Raw genomic sequence first — 16,010 nt, 5'->3', positions numbered from 1 at the left:
CTTTCCGGAAAAGTTTCGCTGGGCATGTCGAGAGGGACGCACCGGCTCCGACCCCAGCACGACGGAACCCGCCGGACCACGAGGAGAGACGATGAAGTTTCTGTTGATCATGCAGGTGAACCAGCAGGTCATGGACACCCTGAGCGAGGAGCAGCGCGAGCTGATCATGAGCGGCCACGGCGCGTTCATGAAGACGATCCAGGAGTCGGGCGAGATGATCGGCACGCAGGCGCTCGGCGACCCGTCCACCAGCGCCGTCGTCCGCACCCGCAACGGCCTGCCGGCCGTGACCGACGGCCCCTTCCTGGAGGCCAAGGAGTACATGGGCGGCTACTACATCGTCGACTGCGAGAGCCGCGAGCGCGCGATCGAGCTGGCCGGGATGATCCCCGACAGCCAGATCGAGGGCCTGGCGATCGAGGTCCGGCCGATCATGTTCTCGGCGGGCGCCGACATGTGACCGGGCGGTGGGCCCGCGGCGCGGGCCCACCGGTCCACAGGCCGGTTCACAGGCCCAGGCGGGCGGTCAGGTCGGCCTTGAGGCCGTCGAGGTCGCGGGCGGCCGACGCGCGCGCCTGCGCCACCTCGCCGGTCACCGGCACCACGACCTCCAGGTAGCACTTGAGCTTGGGCTCGGTGCCCGACGGGCGGACCACGACGCGCCCGCCGTCCGACAGGTGGAAGCGCAGGCCCTCGGTCGGGGGCAGGCCGCCGTCGCCGCGGCTCAGGTCGTCCACGGCCTCGACGGTGTGGTCGCCCAGCGTGGCGGGCGGGGCGGCGCGCAGGCGGTCCATCGCGCCGGAGATCAGCGACAGGTCGGCGACCCGGAAGCTGAGCTGGGACGTCGCGTGCAGGCCGTACCGGACGGCCTGCTCGTCGAGCAGGTCGAGCAGCGTGCGCCCGGCGCGCTTGGCGGCCGCGGCGACGGCGGCCACGGTCAGGGCCGCGCCGATGCCGTCCTTGTCGTGCACCGGCAGGCCCGCGTCGGAGCCGACGCAGTAGCCGATGGCCTCCTCGTAGCCGAAGACCAGGCCCTCGCCCGCCTTGACGATCCACTTGAACCCGGTCAGCGTCTCGCCGTAGCGCACGCCGTGGGCCTTCGCGATCTTGCTCAGCAGCGTCGAGGAGACGATCGTGGTGGCCACCAGCCGGTCGCCGGTGGTGTGCGTGATCACGTGCTCGGCCAGCAGGCCGCCGACCTCGTCGCCGGTCAGCATGCGGCACGTGCCGTCGGGCAGCGGCACGCCGACCGCGCACCGGTCGGCGTCGGGGTCGTTGGCGAGCACCAGGTCGGAGCCGAGCTTGGCGGCCAGCGCGACGGCCAGGTCCATCGCGCCGGGCTCCTCCGGGTTGGGGAAGGCCACCGTCGGGAAGTCGGGGTCGGGGTTGCGCTGCTCCTCCACGGCCATCGGCGTCTCGAAGCCCGCCGCGAGGAAGGCCCCCGTCAGCGTCCCCGAGCCCACGCCGTGCAGCGGCGTGTACGCCACCCGCAACTCGCGCGCCTGGCCCAGCGGCAGGGCGGTCACCGCGTCGATGTAGTCGTCGACGATGTCCTCGCCCAGCTCGGTGAGCGTGCCGGGGCCGTCGAGGGGAAGCTGGTCGACCCGGCCCACCGCGTCGATGGCGGCCGAGATCTCCCGGTCGACCGGCGGCACGATCTGCGAGCCGTCACCCCAGTAGACCTTGTAGCCGTTGTCCCTGGGCGGGTTGTGGCTGGCGGTGACCGTCACGCCCGCGTCGGCCCCGAGATGGCGGACGGCGAAGGCCAGCACCGGCGTGGGCAGCGGCCGCGGCAGCAACGAGACGTGCAACCCCGCGCCGGTCAGGACGGCGGCGGTGTCCCTGGCGAACACGTCGGACTTGTGCCGGGCGTCGTAGCCGATCACGACGTGCTTGCCGGCGCCGAGCACGCCGGCCAGACCGGCGGCGGCGCGCATGACGGTGACCCGGTTCATCCGGTTGGGGCCCGCGCCCAGCTCGCCGCGCAGGCCGGCGGTGCCGAACTCCAGCTTGGCCTGGAACCGCTCGCGAAGGGCGGGCAGGTCGTCGTCCTCCAGCAGGCCGGACAGCTCGGCCCGGGTGTCGGGGTCGGGGTCCTGGGCCAGCCACTGGCGGGCGCGGCGCAGCAGGTCGGCGTCCACGGGCGGGAGCGGGACGTCCCCCTCGGCCTCCGGCGGGACCCGGTCGTCGCCGGCGGTCACAGGCGGTCCACCACCTTGGCCAGCAGCACGCCCATGCGGGCGGCCGTGGCGCGGCCCACCTCCAGGACCTCCTCGTGGTTGAGCGGCTCGCCGGACAGGCCCGCCCCCGGGTTGGTGACCAGGGAGACGCCGAGCACCTCCAGGTTCGCCTCGCGGGCGGCGATGGCCTCCAGCACGGTGGACATGCCCACCAGGTCGCCGCCGAGCGTGCGCAGCATCCGGATCTCCGCCGGCGTCTCGTACGTCGGGCCGCGGAAGGCCACGTAGACGCCGTCGGCCAGGGTGGGGTCGATCTCGCGGACCAGGGCGCGCAGGCGGCGCGAGTAGACCTCGGTGAGGTCGATGAAGGTGGTGCCGGTGATCGGGTTGGCGCCGGTCAGGTTGATGTGGTCGCTGATCAGCACCGGGTCGCCGACGTTCTGGGTCTCCGGCCGCAGGCCGCCCGCCGCGTTGGTCAGCACGATCGTGCGCACCCCCGCCGCGGCCGCCGTGCGCACGCCGTGGACGACCGCGTCGACGCCGAGGCCCTCGTACAGGTGCGTGCGGCCGAGGAAGACCAGCGCGTGCCGCCCGGACGGTGTGCGCACGACGCGGATCTTGCCGCCGTGCCCGGCCACGGCGGGGGCGCGGAAGCCGGGCAGATCGGTGAACGGGATCTCGGCCACGGTCTGGCCGATCGCGTCGGCGGCGGGGACCCACCCCGACCCCATGACGAGGGCCACGTCGAAGGTGTCGAGGCCGGCCGCGCCGGTCAGGGCGGCGGCGGCCTCTACGGCCAGGGTGTATGCGTCGTTGCTCACATCTCAGTAGTTTAGGAGCAGCCTGTCCAGAACCCGCACCCCGAACTGCAGCGCGTCCACCGGCACCCGCTCGTCCACGCCGTGGAACATCGAGGCGAAGTCCATGTCGCCGGGCAGCCGCAGCGGCACGAACCCGAACCCGCGCACGCCGAGGTCGGCGAAGAAGGTCTTGTTGTCGGTGCCGCCCGACATGCAGTACGGCACCGCCCGCGCGGTCGGGTCCTCGGCCTTCAGCGCCGCGATCATCGACTCGACCAGCGCGCCGTCGAACGTCGTCTCCAGCGCGATGTCGTGGTGCACGAACTCGCGGCGCACGTTCGGCCCGATGAGCGAGTCGACGGTCTTGAAGAACTCCTCCTCGAAGCCGGGCAGGAACCGCCCGTCCACGACGGCGGTGGCCTGGCCGGGGATGACGTTCGACTTGTAGCCGGCGTCGAGCTGGGTCGGGTTGGTGGTGTGGCGCAGCGTCGCGCCGACGAACCGCACCAGCGGGCCGAGCTTGTCCAGCAGCGGGGCCGGGTCGTCCTCGTCGAACGGCAGGCCGAAGGCGTCGGCGACCTCGGTGAGGAACTGGCGCACGGTCGGCGTGTAGGTGAGCGGCCACTCGTGCCCGCCCAGCCGGGCCACGGCCTTGGCGACCTCGGTGACCGCGTTGTCGGAGTTGAGCATCGAGCCGTGCCCGGCGGTGCCGTCGGCGACCAGCTTCATCCAGGCCAGGCCCTTCTGAGCGGTCTCGATCAGGTACAGGCGCAGCGACGGGTCGACCTCCAGCGAGTAGCCGCCGACCTCGCTGATGGACTCGGTCACGCCCTCGAACAGCTCGGGGTTGTTGGCCGTGAGGTACTTGGCGCCGTACACGCCGCCGGCCTCCTCGTCGGCGACCCAGGCGAAGACGATGTCGCGGCGCGGACGGCGTCCCTCGCGCTTCATCTGGCGCAGCACGGCCAGCATCATCGCGTCCATGTCCTTCATGTCCACGGCGCCGCGGCCCCAGATGTAGCCGTCCTTGACCTCGCCGGCGAACGGGTCGACCGACCAGTCGGCGGCGTTGGCGGGCACCACGTCGAGGTGGCCGTGGACGAGCAGCGCGGGCAGCGACGGGTCGGTGCCCTCGACGCGGGTGACGACGTTGCCGCGGCCCGGCTCGCTCTCGACGTACGTCGCCTCGATGCCGACCTCGTCCAGCCTGGCCATGACGACCTCGGCCGCGGCCCGCTCGCCGGGGCCGCTGCCGTCCCCGTAGTTGCTGCTGTCGACGCGGATCAGCTCCACGCACAGGTCGGCGACTTCGTTCTCGGCTGGTGTCATGGCGTCTTCTCCAGGGTGAGCAGTCCGGACTTGTGCAGGTGACCGCGCTTGTACGCGCGGGTGATGAGGGTCAGGTCGCTGTCGGTGATCTCGTCGAGCCGGCCGAGCACGTCGGTCATGAAACGATAGAGGTCCGCCTCGTGGGCCACCGCCACCTGCACGATGAGGGAGTGGGTGCCCGAGGTGGCGGCGCAGTAACGCACGTTGGGGTGCTCGGCCAGGCGCCGGCCGGTCTCGCCCAGCCCGTACGGCCGCACCTTCAGCCACAACATGGCCTCGACCTCCAGGCCGAGCAGCGCGGGCTCCACCTCGGCGCGCGGCAGGAGTAACCGCCGGTCGATGAGCGAGCCGACCCGCCGGCGCGCGGTCGGCACGGACAGGTCGAGCCGTTCGGCGATCGTGGTGAAGGCGGCCCGGCCGTCGGCCGCCAGCAGCTCGGCGATCTCCTTCTCCAGCGGCGACAGGCCGTCCTCGTCGGGCAGGTCGGGGGGCGGCGGCGCGGGTCGCAGCTCGGCGACCTCCTGCTCGGTGAGGAAGGGCGCGTGCCACTCGGCCACGGTGGTGAACGTGTGCAGCACGACCTGGGTCTGCGTCTGGAGCACGCCGTCGATCTCGCTGATGTCGTGGGACAGGATGGTGTGCAGGTCCTGCCGGGACGGCGGCACCAGCTCGCAGGCCAGGTCGGCGGCCCCGGTCAGCGCGTATACCGAGCGCGTGTCGCGCCGGTCGGTGAGCGATCTGGCCACCTGGGCCGCCGTGCCGGGCCGCACCTGGACGTGCAGGTGCGCGGGGCGGCCGTGGCCGGTGCGCAGGTCGTCGTAGATCGCGGTGACGCGGACGACGCCGTCGGCGATCAGCCGCTGGAGCCGGCGGGCGACCGTGCGCTCGTGCTCGCCGACCGCCCTGCCGATCTCGCCCCACGAGGCGCGCGGGCTCACCTGCAGCGCGGCCACGAGCCGCCGGTCGAGAACGTCCACCTGCAACCGCTTCCGTGTCGGGTTTGTAAATAATTGCCCAGACATTTGACTGTTTCGGTCTTCCGAATGCACAGTAAGCCATCTCGCACGTGTCAGCAAAAGGAGCACATGCCGTGTCGACCTCCCCCGTCGCGCAATCGCCGCTCGGCATACCGAAGAGCAGGGTCCGTCAGCTCATGGCGGCCAGCATCGGCAACGTGGTCGAGTGGTACGACTGGTACGCCTACACGTTCCTGGCCACGGTCTTCTCGGCGCAGATCTTCCCCGACAGCTCCGGCAACAGCCTGGTGCCGCTGCTGAGCTCGTTCGCGGTGTTCGCGGTGGGCTTCTTCATGCGGCCCCTGGGCGGCCTGCTGGTGGGCGCGTTCGCCGACCGGTACGGCCGCAAGTCCGCGATGACCTTCACCATCGTCCTGATGGGCGGCGGCTCGCTGCTGCTCGGCCTGACCCCCACCTACGAGGCCGTGGGCCTGCTGTCGCCGGTCATCCTGACGCTGGCCCGGCTGATCCAGGGCCTGTCCGTGGGCGGTGAGTTCGCCGCCGCCACCACGTTCCTGGTCGAGTCGGCCCCGCCGCGCCGCCGCGGCCTGTTCTCCTCCTTCCAGTACGTCAGCACCACCATCGGCCAGCTCATCGCCTCCGGCCTGGCCGCGGTGCTCGCCTCGACGCTGGTCAAGGAGGACATGAGCTCCTACGGCTGGCGCATCCCGTTCCTGGTGGGCGCGCTGCTCAGCCTGGTCGGCCTGTGGATCCGCAAGGGCGCCGACGAGACCTCGGCGGTCGCCGAGGAGATCCAGCGCGGCGAGGCCACGCGGCCGGGCATGTTCGAGTTCCTCAAGCACCACCCGAAGTCCGCGCTCACCATCGTCGGCATCACGATCGCGGGCACCGTCGCCTACTACACCTGGACCAGCTTCCTGCCCACCTACGCGCAGATCACGGTCTCGTTCGACAAGGCGGAGTCGCTCCAGGTCGGCACGATCTCGCTGGTGTTCTTCATGCTGCTGCAGCCGCTGCTCGGCCTGCTGTCGGACAAGATCGGGCGCAAGCCGATGCTGATCGCGTTCGGGCTGGGCTTCCTGATTCTTCCGGTGCCGCTGCTCGGCCTGCTCACCGACTCCTTCGCCAGCCTGCTCGTCGTGCAGATGATCGGCATGGTGTTCCTGGGCTGCTTCACCTCGGTCTCGGCCGCGGTGAACTCGGAGCTGTTCCCGACCCGGGTGCGGGCGGCGGGGGCCGGGTTCCCGTACTCGCTGACCGTGGCGATCTTCGGCGGCACCGCGCCGCTGATCGGCACCGCGCTGCAGAAGGCCGGCAACCCCGGGATGTTCCCGTGGTACATGTCCGCCCTGGCGCTGATCTCCACGCTCGTGTACGTCTTTGTGCTGCGCGAGACCAAGGACGAGCCGCTCCGCTAGGGCGCCGAGGTGCAGGGGCGCTCCCGAAGCTCCTTGACGTAGTCGTCGGGGGCGCCCGCGCGCTCGGCCGCGTCGGCCAGGTTGCACAGGTAGCGGGCCGAGGGCAGGCCGCCCTCGTAGCCGTCGAGCACGTAGAACCAGGCGACGACCTCGCCGTCGAGGGTCTGCACCCGCAGCCGTACCTTGTGGTAGGCCCCGCGGACCGCGCCCTCCCACTGGTCGAGCGAGGTCTCCTCCCACTCCGGCACGTCGTAGAGCACGACGAAGACATGCTCGTCGGGGTCCTCCACGATGGTGGCGAGCGAGCTCTCCCACTTGCTGTCGGTGCGGCCGAAGGTCAGCCGCCACCCCGTCAGCCAGCCCACCCCCCAGATCGGGGAGTGCGGGGCGCGCATGGCCATCTGCTCGGGGTCCATGTTCATCCCGTAGGAGCCGTAAAGCCGTAGATCAGTCGGCTTCCCTGATTGATCCGAAAGCCACGCCACGATCCACCCCTCTCGCCGGGTGCCGCTCGTCATCCAGCTACCGCGCCATCCTGCCACGCTGACCCGGCGTGTCGGTCCATCAAGCCGGGCACGGAAGGCCCATGTGTCCCCCATGTCCGCCGGAGCGTGATCCCGTCATGGGCCGGTTGCGGCTTCCGGGGGCACGTGCGGGAGAATGGGACACGTGACGAGGATCGTGATCATTGGTGGCGGGCCGGGCGGCTACGAAGCGGCGCTGGTGGCCGCCCAACTAGGCGCACAGGTCACGATGGTCGAGCAGGACGGGCCGGGCGGGGCCTGCGTGCTCACCGACTGCGTGCCGTCCAAGACGCTGATCGCCACCTCCGTCCGCAAGCAGGCCCTTCTCGACGCGCCCTCGCTCGGCGTGTCGTTCTCGGGCGGCCCCGACGGCGACGCCGGCGTGGTCGGCGTCGACCTGCCGCTGGTCAACAAGCGGGTCAAGGAGCTGGCCCAGGCCCAGTCGGCCGACATCGCGACCCGGGTCGAGGCCGAGGGCGTCGAGATCATCAAGGCGCGGGGGCGGCTGGTCGATCCGCAGGTCGTGCGCGCGGGCGACCGTACGATCAGGGCCGACGTGGTGCTCGTGGCCACCGGCGCGACGCCGCGCGTGCTGCCCGGGGCCGAGCCCGACGGCGAGCGCATCCTCACCTGGCGGCAGCTCTACGACCTGGAGGAGCTGCCCGAGCACCTGATCGTGGTCGGCTCCGGCGTGACCGGCGCGGAGTTCGCCGGCGCCTACCGCTCGCTCGGCGCGGAGGTCACGCTGGTCTCCAGCCGCGACCGGATGATGCCCAACGAGGACGCCGACGGCGCCGAGGTCCTGGAAGAGGTCTACCGGCGGCGCGGCATGAACGTCATGGGCCGCTCGCGCGCCTCCTCCGTCAAGCGCACGGCCGACGGCGTGGTGGTGACCCTGGAGGACGGCCGCACGGCCGAGGGCTCCCACGCGCTGATGACGGTCGGCATGGTCCCCAACACCGGCGGCATCGGCCTGGAGGAGGCCGGCGTGCAGCTCGACCGCAACGGCTTCGTCAAGGTCGACAAGGTCTCGCGCACGTCCGCGCCCGGCGTCTACGCGGCCGGCGACTGCACCGGCGTGCTCATGCTGGCCTCGGTCGCCGCCATGCAGGGCCGCATCGCCGTGTGGCACGCGCTGGGCGAGGCCGTCCAGCCGCTGCGGCTGGCCACGGTGGCCTCCAACATCTTCACCGACCCCGAGATCGCGGCCGTCGGCGTGGCGCAGCGCTCGATCGAGGCGGGCGAGATCGACGCGAACGTGGTCAAGCTGCCGCTGGCCACCAACGCGCGGGCCAAGATGCAGGGCTTCAACGACGGTTTCGTCAAGCTGTTCTGCCGCCCCCACACCGGCATCGTGCTCGGCGGCGTGGTCGTGGCCCCGCGCGCCTCGGAGCTGATCCTGGCGGTGTCGCTGGCCGTGCAGCAGCGGCTGACGGTCGACCAGGTCGCCCACTCGTTCGCGGTCTACCCGTCGTTGTCGGGCTCGATCACCGAGGCGGCCCGCCGTCTCATGCAGCCCGAGGCCGCCATCGGCATCTAGCCGTCCCTGTTCGACGCACGTCAAGCCGTGCGGGTCGTCCTGACCCGCACGGCTTTTCGTTGTGCGCTTGCTTCCACAGTCATTGGATAGTACCGTTATCCAAGTACGGATAACGGTACTATCCAATGGAGTGTGTTCCGGTGACGGTGATCGTTCTAGTGGTGGCCACGCTCGCCTTCCGGCTGCTGGGCGCGCTCGGTGTGCGGCGGTTCGGCACGTGGCAGGCGGCCGTGGCGCACGGGCTGGCCGTCATGGTGGTGATGACGGGAAGCGCGCACTTCGTCCCTGAAGGGGTGACCTTCATGCCGAACCACGGCGACCTCGTGCGCATGGTGCCGCCCTTCGTGCCGTTCCCCGCCGCCGTGGTCTACCTGACCGGCGTGCTGGAGCTGGCCGGGGCGATCGGGCTGGTGCTGCCCGCCACCCGCCGGGCGGCCGGGATCTGCCTGGCCCTGCTGTTCGTCGGCCTGCTCCCGGCGAACGTCTACGCGGCGGTCTCCGACGTGCCCTTCGCGGGCGGGGCGGCCACGCCGCTGTGGGAGCGCATCCCGGAGCAGGTGCTGTACCTCGCCGCGGCGCTCTTCGCCGCCGGGCGGCGTGCCGTGCCCGTCCGGGAGGGCGCGCGGCCCGTTCCCGCCGCCCGCTGACCCGTCGTCTCCTTCGCGGGCGGGCCGGTCAGGGCTTCCAGGCCGGGTCGCGGCCGATCAGGCCGAGCAGCCGGTCGAACGGCGGGGCGTCGTCCGGCACCGCCACCGGCGGCCCGAACGCCCCGTTCCGCCGGCCCATCTCCACCGTCTGCTCCGTGAACTCCAGCCCACGGGCGACCGCCTCGGCGTCCGGCTCGTACGCCTGATCGGTGGCCCTGGCCAGGTCCCAGCCGTGCACGACCATGTCGACCAGCCACAGGTGGGCCACCATGGTCATCGGCAGGCCGCCCAGCGCGGCGCACGTGCCCTCCCACGCCTGCGGCCGCGACCAGGCGGCCAGCATGCGCTCGGCCCGCTCGGGGAAGTCGCCCGCGTACGGGCCCTGCTCGGTGCGCTCGCCGCCGTGCGCCAGCGACACGAACATCTCCGCCACCCACTCCATGTGGTTGATCAGCGCCTTGACGTCGAACTCCGCGCACGGCGTCGGGGACCCGAACTGCTCGGGCCGCACGGCGGCCACCAGCCCGGCGGTCCGGTGGGTGGCCCGGGTCATCAGCGGCATCATGTCTTCCATGGCAGACATGATGTCCCGCCTGCCTCGGGCGCGGCTTGTAGAAACGCGACAACGCGGCTGGGTCAACCCCTACGCGGGGCTGGCCGCCTTCGACTTCGCGCGCCAGGCGCCGTCGCCGGAGCTGGCGGCGTACGTCGACCACTTCTGGGTGGTCACCTGGACCGACCTCGCCGAGCCGTACGAGCAGCGCATCCTGTCGCACCCGACCGTGAACATGACGATCGCCCAGGACTTCCACCGGGTCGCGGGGGTGATCGACGGCGGGTTCTCGTACACGATGCGGGGCACCGGCCGCGCGCTCGGCACCCGCTTCCGCCCCGGCGGCTTCCGGACGTTCCTCGGCGGCCCGGTGTCCGAGCTCACCGGCCGGTTCGTGAAGATCGGCGAGATGTTCCCGGCCGCCGGCCCGGCGCTGGTCGAAGGCGTGCTGGCCGAGCCGGACCCGGCCGCCGCCATCGCGCTGGTGGAGGCGTTCCTGTCGGCCCTCGGGCCGGCGCCGGACCCGCTGGCCGAGGAGGCCGCGGCCCTGGTGGGGCTGGCCGAGGACGACGTGACCGTGACCAGGGTCGACGAGCTGGCCGCCCGAGCCGGCCGGTCGGTGCGCTCCCTGCAACGGCTGTTCCGGGACTATGTCGGCATCGGCCCCAAATGGGTGATCCGCCGCTTCCGGCTGCACGAGGCCGCCGAACGCGTGCGGCAGGGCCTCGACCTGGCCGCGCTCGCCGCCGAGCTGGGCTACACCGACCAGGCGCACCTGACCCGCGACTTCACGGCCGCCGTCGGCATGCCGCCCGCCGCCTACGCCCGGCTCAACGCCCACGCCTGACGCCTCACCATTCGCGGGTGGCGATCAGCTCCTCGACGTCGGCCTCCGGGAAGCCGTAGGTGGTGGCCACGAACCAGAACTCCTCGGCGATCGCCTCGCGCGCGACGGTCTCGATCTCGCTGCCGGCCTCGTGGAACTCCTCGTCGAGCGCGTTGAACTCCTCCGTGGCGGCATGCGTCAGCGCGTAGAGGGCGGCCAGGTCGCCGGGCCGCTCGGTCTCGACGCGCTCGCACAGCCGCAGCAGGACGGCCCTGCCCTTGTCCACGACATGGTCGGGGTAGTAGCCGTCGTCGTAGAGGGCCTTGAGAAAGGCGTGGCCGATCACCTGCGGATGCGTGGGGGACAACCCTGGATCTCCATTTCCGTGCGGACGCGGTCGGACGGCTCGATCATGCCCGCCGCCACCGACAGAATCCGCCCGGTGCGCCCAGGTCAGCGCATCAGCTCGTACGCCGCGTACGCCGTGATCCCGTACGCGAGGTGCGGGACGACGTCGGACACCCACGCGCCCGCCGGCCACTCGCTCGGATGGGTGACGTCGAGCAACGTCAGCGGCACGTTCGAGCCGGACATGGCCAGAGCGGTGAGCGCCAGCACCCCGACCGGCCACGACCTGCGGCGTCCGGACAGGAAGCCGTAAGCGATGGCCGAGGCGACGCCGGTCGCGTACCCCATGAGCGAGCCCAGCGCCTCCGTGCGGTTGGCGGCCCGGTCGCCGTCGCCGAGGTCGGTGTGCGTCAGGTCGGACAACTTCGCCACGGCCTGCCGCGGCGTGCTGCTGGCGGCCCGCGCCCGGACGAGCATGTCCAGGTAGGAGACGGTGTTGAGCGCCGTGGTGCCCGCCGCCCCCGCGATCAGTCCCTTGACGAGTGTGTGCATGCCCTGGCCGCTACCCCGACCTGCCCGCCCGTCACCCGCGCGCCGGATCTGGGGACCTGCGCCCGGCCGGCGGGCCGTACCGTGGCAGGGTGAGCGCCGATGGAATGTCCGCCGCGCTGTCGCCGTACGTGACGACGCTGGCCGCCTACGACCTCGGGCCCGGTTCGGGCGGGGTTCATCGCGGGCTGCCGTCGTCCACGCTGTCGGTCACGATCCCCGAGGACGGCCCGGTCGACATCGCCTGGATCGGGCGGCCGGGGCCGGGTCGGCGGCTGCGGGCCGCCGTGGCCGGGCTGCACCTCGACGCGGCCGAGCTGCGGCAGCCGGCAGGCACGCGCGGGGTGTGGCTGACGCTCACCCCGCCGGGCGCCGCCGCCCTGCTCGGGGTGCCCGCCGCGGCGCTGGCCGGGGAAGTGGCCGACCTCGCCGACGTCGTCCCGGCGCTGGCCGACCTGCCGGAGCGGCTGGCGGGCTGCCGGTCCTGGGCCCAGCGCCGCGCCCTGGTCGAGCAGCGCCTGCTCGCGGGGCTGGCCCGCCACGGCGACCGCGCCGGCCGCCGCAGCTCGCGCGCCACGCTCGCGGCCCTGTCCGGGACCGCCCGGGTCGAGGAGGCCGCCCGGCTCCTCGGGTGCTCGCGGCGGCACCTGAGCGGCGCGGTGCGCGGCGAGTTCGGGGTGACGCCGAAGGAGTACCAGCGGCTGGTCCGCTTCGAGGCCGCCCGGCGCCGGCTCGTGGCCGCCGCGCGCTCCGGACGGACGGCGCTCGCGGAGGTGGCCGCCGCCTCGGGCTTCGCCGACCAGGCGCACCTGACCAGGGAGTGGCGGGCCATGGCGGGCTGCACACCGACGGAATGGCTACGCGCCGAAGGCCCGCCGGCCCCGCCGCCTCCCGCCCCACGCTGACGCCCGGGCCTCCGGGCACCTGCCGTGGTCCGTGCCCATATGTTCAAGACCCCGGCCGCCGCGCGCCGCCACGATGGCCGCATGGACCTGCACTTCGTTCCCCGCCTCATCGTGCCCGACCCCGACCGGGCGTCCGCCTTCTACCGGGACACCCTGGACGCCGAGGAGGTGTTCCGCGCCGCGCCGGGCGACGACGGGCGGCCCACCGTCATCGAGCACCGCCTCGGCGGCGCCGCGTTCCGGGTCTCGCCCGCCGTCGCCGACTGGGGCTGGCTCTCGCCGGACGATCTGGGCGGCTCCCCGGTGCTCCTGGAGATCGTCGTCGACGACCCGGACGCCGTCGGCGAGCGCATGACCGCCCAGGGCGCGCGGACGGTCGTGCCGATCGAGAACCGGCCCTACGGCCTGCGCTCGGGCCGCCTCCGCGACCCGTACGGCCACCTGTGGATCCTCACCGGCGACCCCCGCTGAGCCGCCGGGGCGGCGGAGGGATGGCTCGCCGGGTCCGTTGCCGCGGCGGGGGAACGGCGGGGGCGGTCTTCGTCGCCGTGCGAGGCTCCCGGGTCGTCGGGGTCGTCTCAACACCACCGCCCGCCGGTTCTACGCCGCTCTCGGTTACACGGAGGAGAGCGTGCGCCTGGCCCGGTCGCTGGATCGCGCCGTCCAGACCCGGCTGAGCTGAAGCACGCTGCCGGCGAACAGCAGCACGCCCAGCGGCACGTGCAGGGTCGTCACGTGCGCGATGCCCAGTGCGACCTGGGCGCTGACCAGCACCAGGAACCCGGCCGCGTGCATGATCGGCTTCGGTGACCCGCCGCCCGGCCGCCACGCCAGGATCGCGGCCACCAGGTGCAGCACCGCCACGACGAACACCGTGTACGCGGCGGCGCTGTGCAGCGGCTGCCCGTTGGGCACCGACAGCAGCAGCCCGGCGGTGACCGGCGCGGCGAACAGGGCCAGGGTCTGCAGGATGATCGCGACACGTAGCAACATGGGGAACTCCTCGACCGCCGTCTGACGGCGGTCCGCTTCTGGGGCTTGCCTTCGAAAGGTCCGACGACGTGACCGCCGGAAATGTGAGGTGGCGCGGTGACCTCACATCCGGGAGCGCTGTCTCGTCGGACACACTAGGGCAAAAGCGACTAAGGGAGTCGTCCACAACATGACCACCGCACCCGACCCCGGCCTGGACGCGATCATGAGCGAGCGCCGGCAGCTCATCAACCTCGCCTACCGCCTGCTCGGCTCGCTGGCCGACGCCGAGGACGTCGTCCAGGAGACCTACACCCGCTGGTACGCCATGTCACCGGGGCAGCAGGAGGCCATCGGGTCGCCGGGCGCCTGGCTGACCAGGGTCGCCGGCCGCATCTGCCTGGACGTGCTCGGCTCGGCCCGCGCCCGCCGCGAGCGCTACGTGGGCGAATGGATCCCCGAGCCGCTGCCCGACCGCACGGAATGGGCCGGCGACGACCCGGCCGACCGGGTCACCCTGGACGAGTCGGTCAACATGGCCTTCCTCGTCGTGCTGGAGTCGATGACGCCGGCCGAGCGGGTGGCGTTCGTCCTGCACGACGTCTTCCGCTACCCCTTCGCCGAGGTGGCCGAGATCGTCGGCCGCACCCCGGCGGCCTGCCGCAAGCTGGCCTCCTCCGCCCGGCACCGCATCGACGCCGCGCGGACCTCGGTGACGCCGGCGGCCCGGCAGGCCGGCATCGTCCGCGAGTTCAAGCAGGCGTGGGAGGCCAAGGACATCGACGCCCTCATCGCCCTGCTCGACCCCGGCGTGGTCGGCGTCGCCGACGGCGGCGGCGTGGTCAGCGCCGTGCTGCGGCCGATCGAGGGCGCCGGACGGGTGGCCCGCTACGCCGTCGAGATCGCCACCTGGGCGCCGGCCATGACGCTGCTGGAGCGCACCGTCAACGGCCGCCCCGGCCTGGTGGCCCAGCGCGACGGCGTGACCGTGATGGTCGTGGCCTTCGACGTGGCGGACGGCCGGATCAAGCGGCTGTGGGCGGTGCGCAACCCCGACAAGCTGCACCCCTGGACGGCGGTCTGACCCTCACATTCCCGGACGCTGTGTCGTCGGACCGCCGAGACCCGATCGCAGAAGAAGGGAAGCCGATGTCCACGACGACCGAGCAGGAGAACCTCCAGTCGCGTCTGCCCGATCCCGCCCAGTTCTTCCCCGAGCTGGGGGAGATCGCCGTGGCCATGACCAAGGCCACCCGCAACGGCGCGATCCCGGGGAGCACCGTCGGCCTGGTGCAGCTGCGCGCCGGGCAGATCGTCGGCAGCACGTACCACACGGTCCGGCAGGCCGACCTGCTGCGCCGGGCGGGGGAGCCGGACGAGCGCCTGGCCGCCGTGGCGTCGTGGCGGGACGCCCCTACTTCTCCGGCGCCGAGCGGGTGGCGCTGGAGCTGGTGGAGGCCGTCCTCACCGCGAACCCGGCCGGGGAACGCGTCCCCGACGAGCTGTTCACCAGGGCGGCCGCCCACTACGACGACAAGGCTCTGTGGACGCTCGTCCTGGCGATCAGCCAGATCTGCTTCTTCATCCCCGTCGCCGTCATAGCCAAGCCGATCCCCGGCAGGCCCCCCGGCAAGAACTACACCGGCAAGAACTGCACCGGCTGACGCCGGGCGGCTACGCGGCCGGGGCGGCGGTCCCGGCCAGCAGGCGGCCGACCTCTTCCCGGTCGGCCGTCCTGCCGTAACCGGCGAACTGGAAGGTCTCCTCCTTCAGGAACTCCGCCCAGTGTTCGAGCACGAACGCCCGTCCGGCGGCCACGTCGCCGGGCGGGGGAGCCTGGTCCAGGAAGCCCCGCTGCCACGGCGCGAACTCCAGGAACTGGGAGGCGTGGGCCAGGCACGCGTCGAGCTTGGCCGTCAGCACCGAGGAGACGTCCACCACCACGTCGGGCCGGTGGACGGGGGCGGAGGCGTAGTCCGTCATCAGCAGGCACACCGGCATGCGCCGCAGGGCCGGCTTGCCCACCTCCAGGTTGCGCGTCATCGCGAACTCCACCGCGTGCGCGGCCAGTTGCCCGGCGGCCCGGTTGTCGGGGTGGCCGCCGCCGTCGGCGTGCAGGGCGATCACCAGGTCGGGCCGCCAGGCGCGGATCTGCGCCAGCACCCGCAACCGCAGCTCGACGGTGGGTTCCAGCATGCCGTCGTGCACGTCGAAGATCTCGTAGTCCACCACGCCCAGCGCGTCGGCCGCGCGCCACGCCTCCTCGGCGCGGCGGCGCGCCAGCGGGCCGCGCTCCAGCTCGTGGTGCCCGGCGTCGCCGTTGGTGAGCGTCAGGAACTTCACCGCGTGGCCGGCCTGTGCCAGCAGCGCGGCCGTGCCGCCCGCGTAGATCTCGGGCTCGTCGGGATGAGCGGCGATCACGAGGGTTCTCAACATGTGCGT

19 protein-coding genes are annotated in these 16,010 nt (G+C 72.6%); 9 read left to right on the top strand and 10 right to left on the bottom strand.

What is annotated here, in order from left to right; all coding sequences use genetic code 11:
- The first annotated feature begins 91 nt into the window (after nt 1–91).
- Nucleotides 92–460 carry a YciI family protein gene (locus AB0J76_RS10520; RefSeq protein ID WP_352324881.1) on the top strand — a complete coding sequence of 123 codons (369 nt, stop codon included), beginning with the start codon at nt 92–94 and terminating at the stop codon, nt 458–460.
- Between the two features lie 46 nt (nt 461–506).
- Here AB0J76_RS10520 and AB0J76_RS10515 read toward each other — a convergent pair whose 3' ends face one another.
- The 4 genes from AB0J76_RS10515 to AB0J76_RS10500 are packed head-to-tail and all read right to left on the bottom strand — an operon-like array spanning nt 507 to nt 5,286.
- On the bottom strand, nt 507–2,141 hold the full coding sequence (locus AB0J76_RS10515) for a phospho-sugar mutase (protein WP_352325490.1): 1,635 nt from the start codon (nt 2,139–2,141) through the stop codon (nt 507–509).
- Between the two features lie 56 nt (nt 2,142–2,197).
- Nucleotides 2,198–3,001, bottom strand: coding sequence for a purine-nucleoside phosphorylase (locus tag AB0J76_RS10510; RefSeq protein WP_352325465.1), 804 nt, complete (start codon nt 2,999–3,001; stop codon nt 2,198–2,200).
- Between the two features lie 3 nt (nt 3,002–3,004).
- The gene (locus tag AB0J76_RS10505; protein WP_352325466.1) at nt 3,005–4,309 is read right to left on the bottom strand and encodes a M20/M25/M40 family metallo-hydrolase; all 1,305 of its coding nucleotides are present in this window, start codon (nt 4,307–4,309) and stop codon (nt 3,005–3,007) included.
- Nucleotides 4,306–5,286 carry an Lrp/AsnC family transcriptional regulator gene (locus tag AB0J76_RS10500; RefSeq protein ID WP_352325467.1) on the bottom strand — a complete coding sequence of 327 codons (981 nt, stop codon included), beginning with the start codon at nt 5,284–5,286 and terminating at the stop codon, nt 4,306–4,308. Before AB0J76_RS10500 ends, AB0J76_RS10505 begins: the two co-directional genes overlap by 4 nt.
- Before the next feature lie 113 nt (nt 5,287–5,399).
- On the opposite strand from AB0J76_RS10500, the gene AB0J76_RS10495 reads away from it, so the two are divergent.
- A complete protein-coding gene (locus AB0J76_RS10495) occupies nt 5,400–6,704 on the top strand; it encodes an MFS transporter (protein WP_352325469.1) in 1,305 nt (434 codons plus the stop codon).
- Here AB0J76_RS10495 and AB0J76_RS10490 read toward each other — a convergent pair.
- Entirely contained in the window at nt 6,701–7,120 is a 420-nt protein-coding gene (locus tag AB0J76_RS10490; protein ID WP_352325470.1) for a gamma-glutamylcyclotransferase, read from the bottom strand. The two genes, AB0J76_RS10495 and AB0J76_RS10490, sit on opposite strands and share 4 nt — an antisense overlap.
- A gap of 253 nt (nt 7,121–7,373) precedes the next feature.
- Here AB0J76_RS10490 and AB0J76_RS10485 point away from each other — a divergent pair, with 253 nt between their 5' ends.
- Together AB0J76_RS10485 and AB0J76_RS10480 are read left to right on the top strand one after the other, a co-directional pair.
- On the top strand, nt 7,374–8,768 hold the full coding sequence (locus AB0J76_RS10485; protein ID WP_352325471.1) for an NAD(P)H-quinone dehydrogenase: 1,395 nt from the start codon (nt 7,374–7,376) through the stop codon (nt 8,766–8,768).
- Between the two features lie 140 nt (nt 8,769–8,908).
- Complete coding sequence (locus AB0J76_RS10480; RefSeq protein WP_352325472.1) at nt 8,909–9,415, top strand: hypothetical protein; 507 nt, start codon at nt 8,909–8,911, stop codon at nt 9,413–9,415.
- A gap of 28 nt (nt 9,416–9,443) precedes the next feature.
- Here AB0J76_RS10480 and AB0J76_RS10475 read toward each other — a convergent pair whose 3' ends face one another.
- Nucleotides 9,444–9,989, bottom strand: coding sequence for a TIGR03086 family metal-binding protein (locus AB0J76_RS10475; RefSeq protein ID WP_352325473.1), 546 nt, complete (start codon nt 9,987–9,989; stop codon nt 9,444–9,446).
- On the opposite strand from AB0J76_RS10475, the gene AB0J76_RS10470 reads away from it, so the two are divergent.
- A complete protein-coding gene (locus AB0J76_RS10470; protein WP_352325474.1) occupies nt 9,988–10,815 on the top strand; it encodes a helix-turn-helix domain-containing protein in 828 nt (275 codons plus the stop codon). The two genes, AB0J76_RS10475 and AB0J76_RS10470, sit on opposite strands and share 2 nt — an antisense overlap.
- Nucleotides 10,816–10,819: 4 nt before the next feature.
- Here the strand turns inward: AB0J76_RS10470 and AB0J76_RS10465 are convergent, their stop codons facing one another.
- Together AB0J76_RS10465 and AB0J76_RS10460 are read right to left on the bottom strand one after the other, a co-directional pair.
- Entirely contained in the window at nt 10,820–11,161 is a 342-nt protein-coding gene (locus AB0J76_RS10465; RefSeq protein WP_352325475.1) for a DUF5713 family protein, read from the bottom strand.
- An 86-nt stretch (nt 11,162–11,247) separates the two neighbouring features.
- Nucleotides 11,248–11,694 (bottom strand): hypothetical protein, encoded by a 447-nt coding sequence (locus AB0J76_RS10460; RefSeq protein WP_352325476.1) that lies wholly within the window; start codon nt 11,692–11,694, stop codon nt 11,248–11,250.
- Between the two features lie 89 nt (nt 11,695–11,783).
- Here AB0J76_RS10460 and AB0J76_RS10455 point away from each other — a divergent pair, with 89 nt between their 5' ends.
- A complete protein-coding gene (locus AB0J76_RS10455; RefSeq protein ID WP_352325477.1) occupies nt 11,784–12,596 on the top strand; it encodes an AraC family transcriptional regulator in 813 nt (270 codons plus the stop codon).
- 81 nt (nt 12,597–12,677) lie between these two features.
- A complete protein-coding gene (locus tag AB0J76_RS10450) occupies nt 12,678–13,067 on the top strand; it encodes a VOC family protein (protein ID WP_352325479.1) in 390 nt (129 codons plus the stop codon).
- 144 nt (nt 13,068–13,211) lie between these two features.
- Here the strand turns inward: AB0J76_RS10450 and AB0J76_RS10445 are convergent, their stop codons facing one another.
- Nucleotides 13,212–13,589 carry a hypothetical protein gene (locus tag AB0J76_RS10445; protein WP_352325480.1) on the bottom strand — a complete coding sequence of 126 codons (378 nt, stop codon included), beginning with the start codon at nt 13,587–13,589 and terminating at the stop codon, nt 13,212–13,214.
- A gap of 169 nt (nt 13,590–13,758) precedes the next feature.
- On the opposite strand from AB0J76_RS10445, the gene sigJ reads away from it, so the two are divergent.
- Nucleotides 13,759–14,652, top strand: coding sequence for an RNA polymerase sigma factor SigJ (sigJ, locus tag AB0J76_RS10440; RefSeq protein WP_352325481.1), 894 nt, complete (start codon nt 13,759–13,761; stop codon nt 14,650–14,652).
- Nucleotides 14,653–14,968: 316 nt separating this feature from the next.
- Nucleotides 14,969–15,232, top strand: coding sequence for a hypothetical protein (locus AB0J76_RS10435; RefSeq protein ID WP_352325482.1), 264 nt, complete (start codon nt 14,969–14,971; stop codon nt 15,230–15,232).
- Nucleotides 15,233–15,242: 10 nt separating this feature from the next.
- Here the strand turns inward: AB0J76_RS10435 and AB0J76_RS10430 are convergent, their stop codons facing one another.
- Complete coding sequence (locus tag AB0J76_RS10430) at nt 15,243–16,004, bottom strand: PIG-L family deacetylase (RefSeq protein WP_352325483.1); 762 nt, start codon at nt 16,002–16,004, stop codon at nt 15,243–15,245.
- Between the last annotated feature and the right edge of the window lie 6 nt (nt 16,005–16,010).

Source organism: Nonomuraea sp. NPDC049624, assembly GCF_040675255.1.
GTDB lineage: Bacteria > Actinomycetota > Actinomycetes > Streptosporangiales > Streptosporangiaceae > Nonomuraea.
This window is presented reverse-complemented; position numbering and strand designations above follow the sequence as displayed.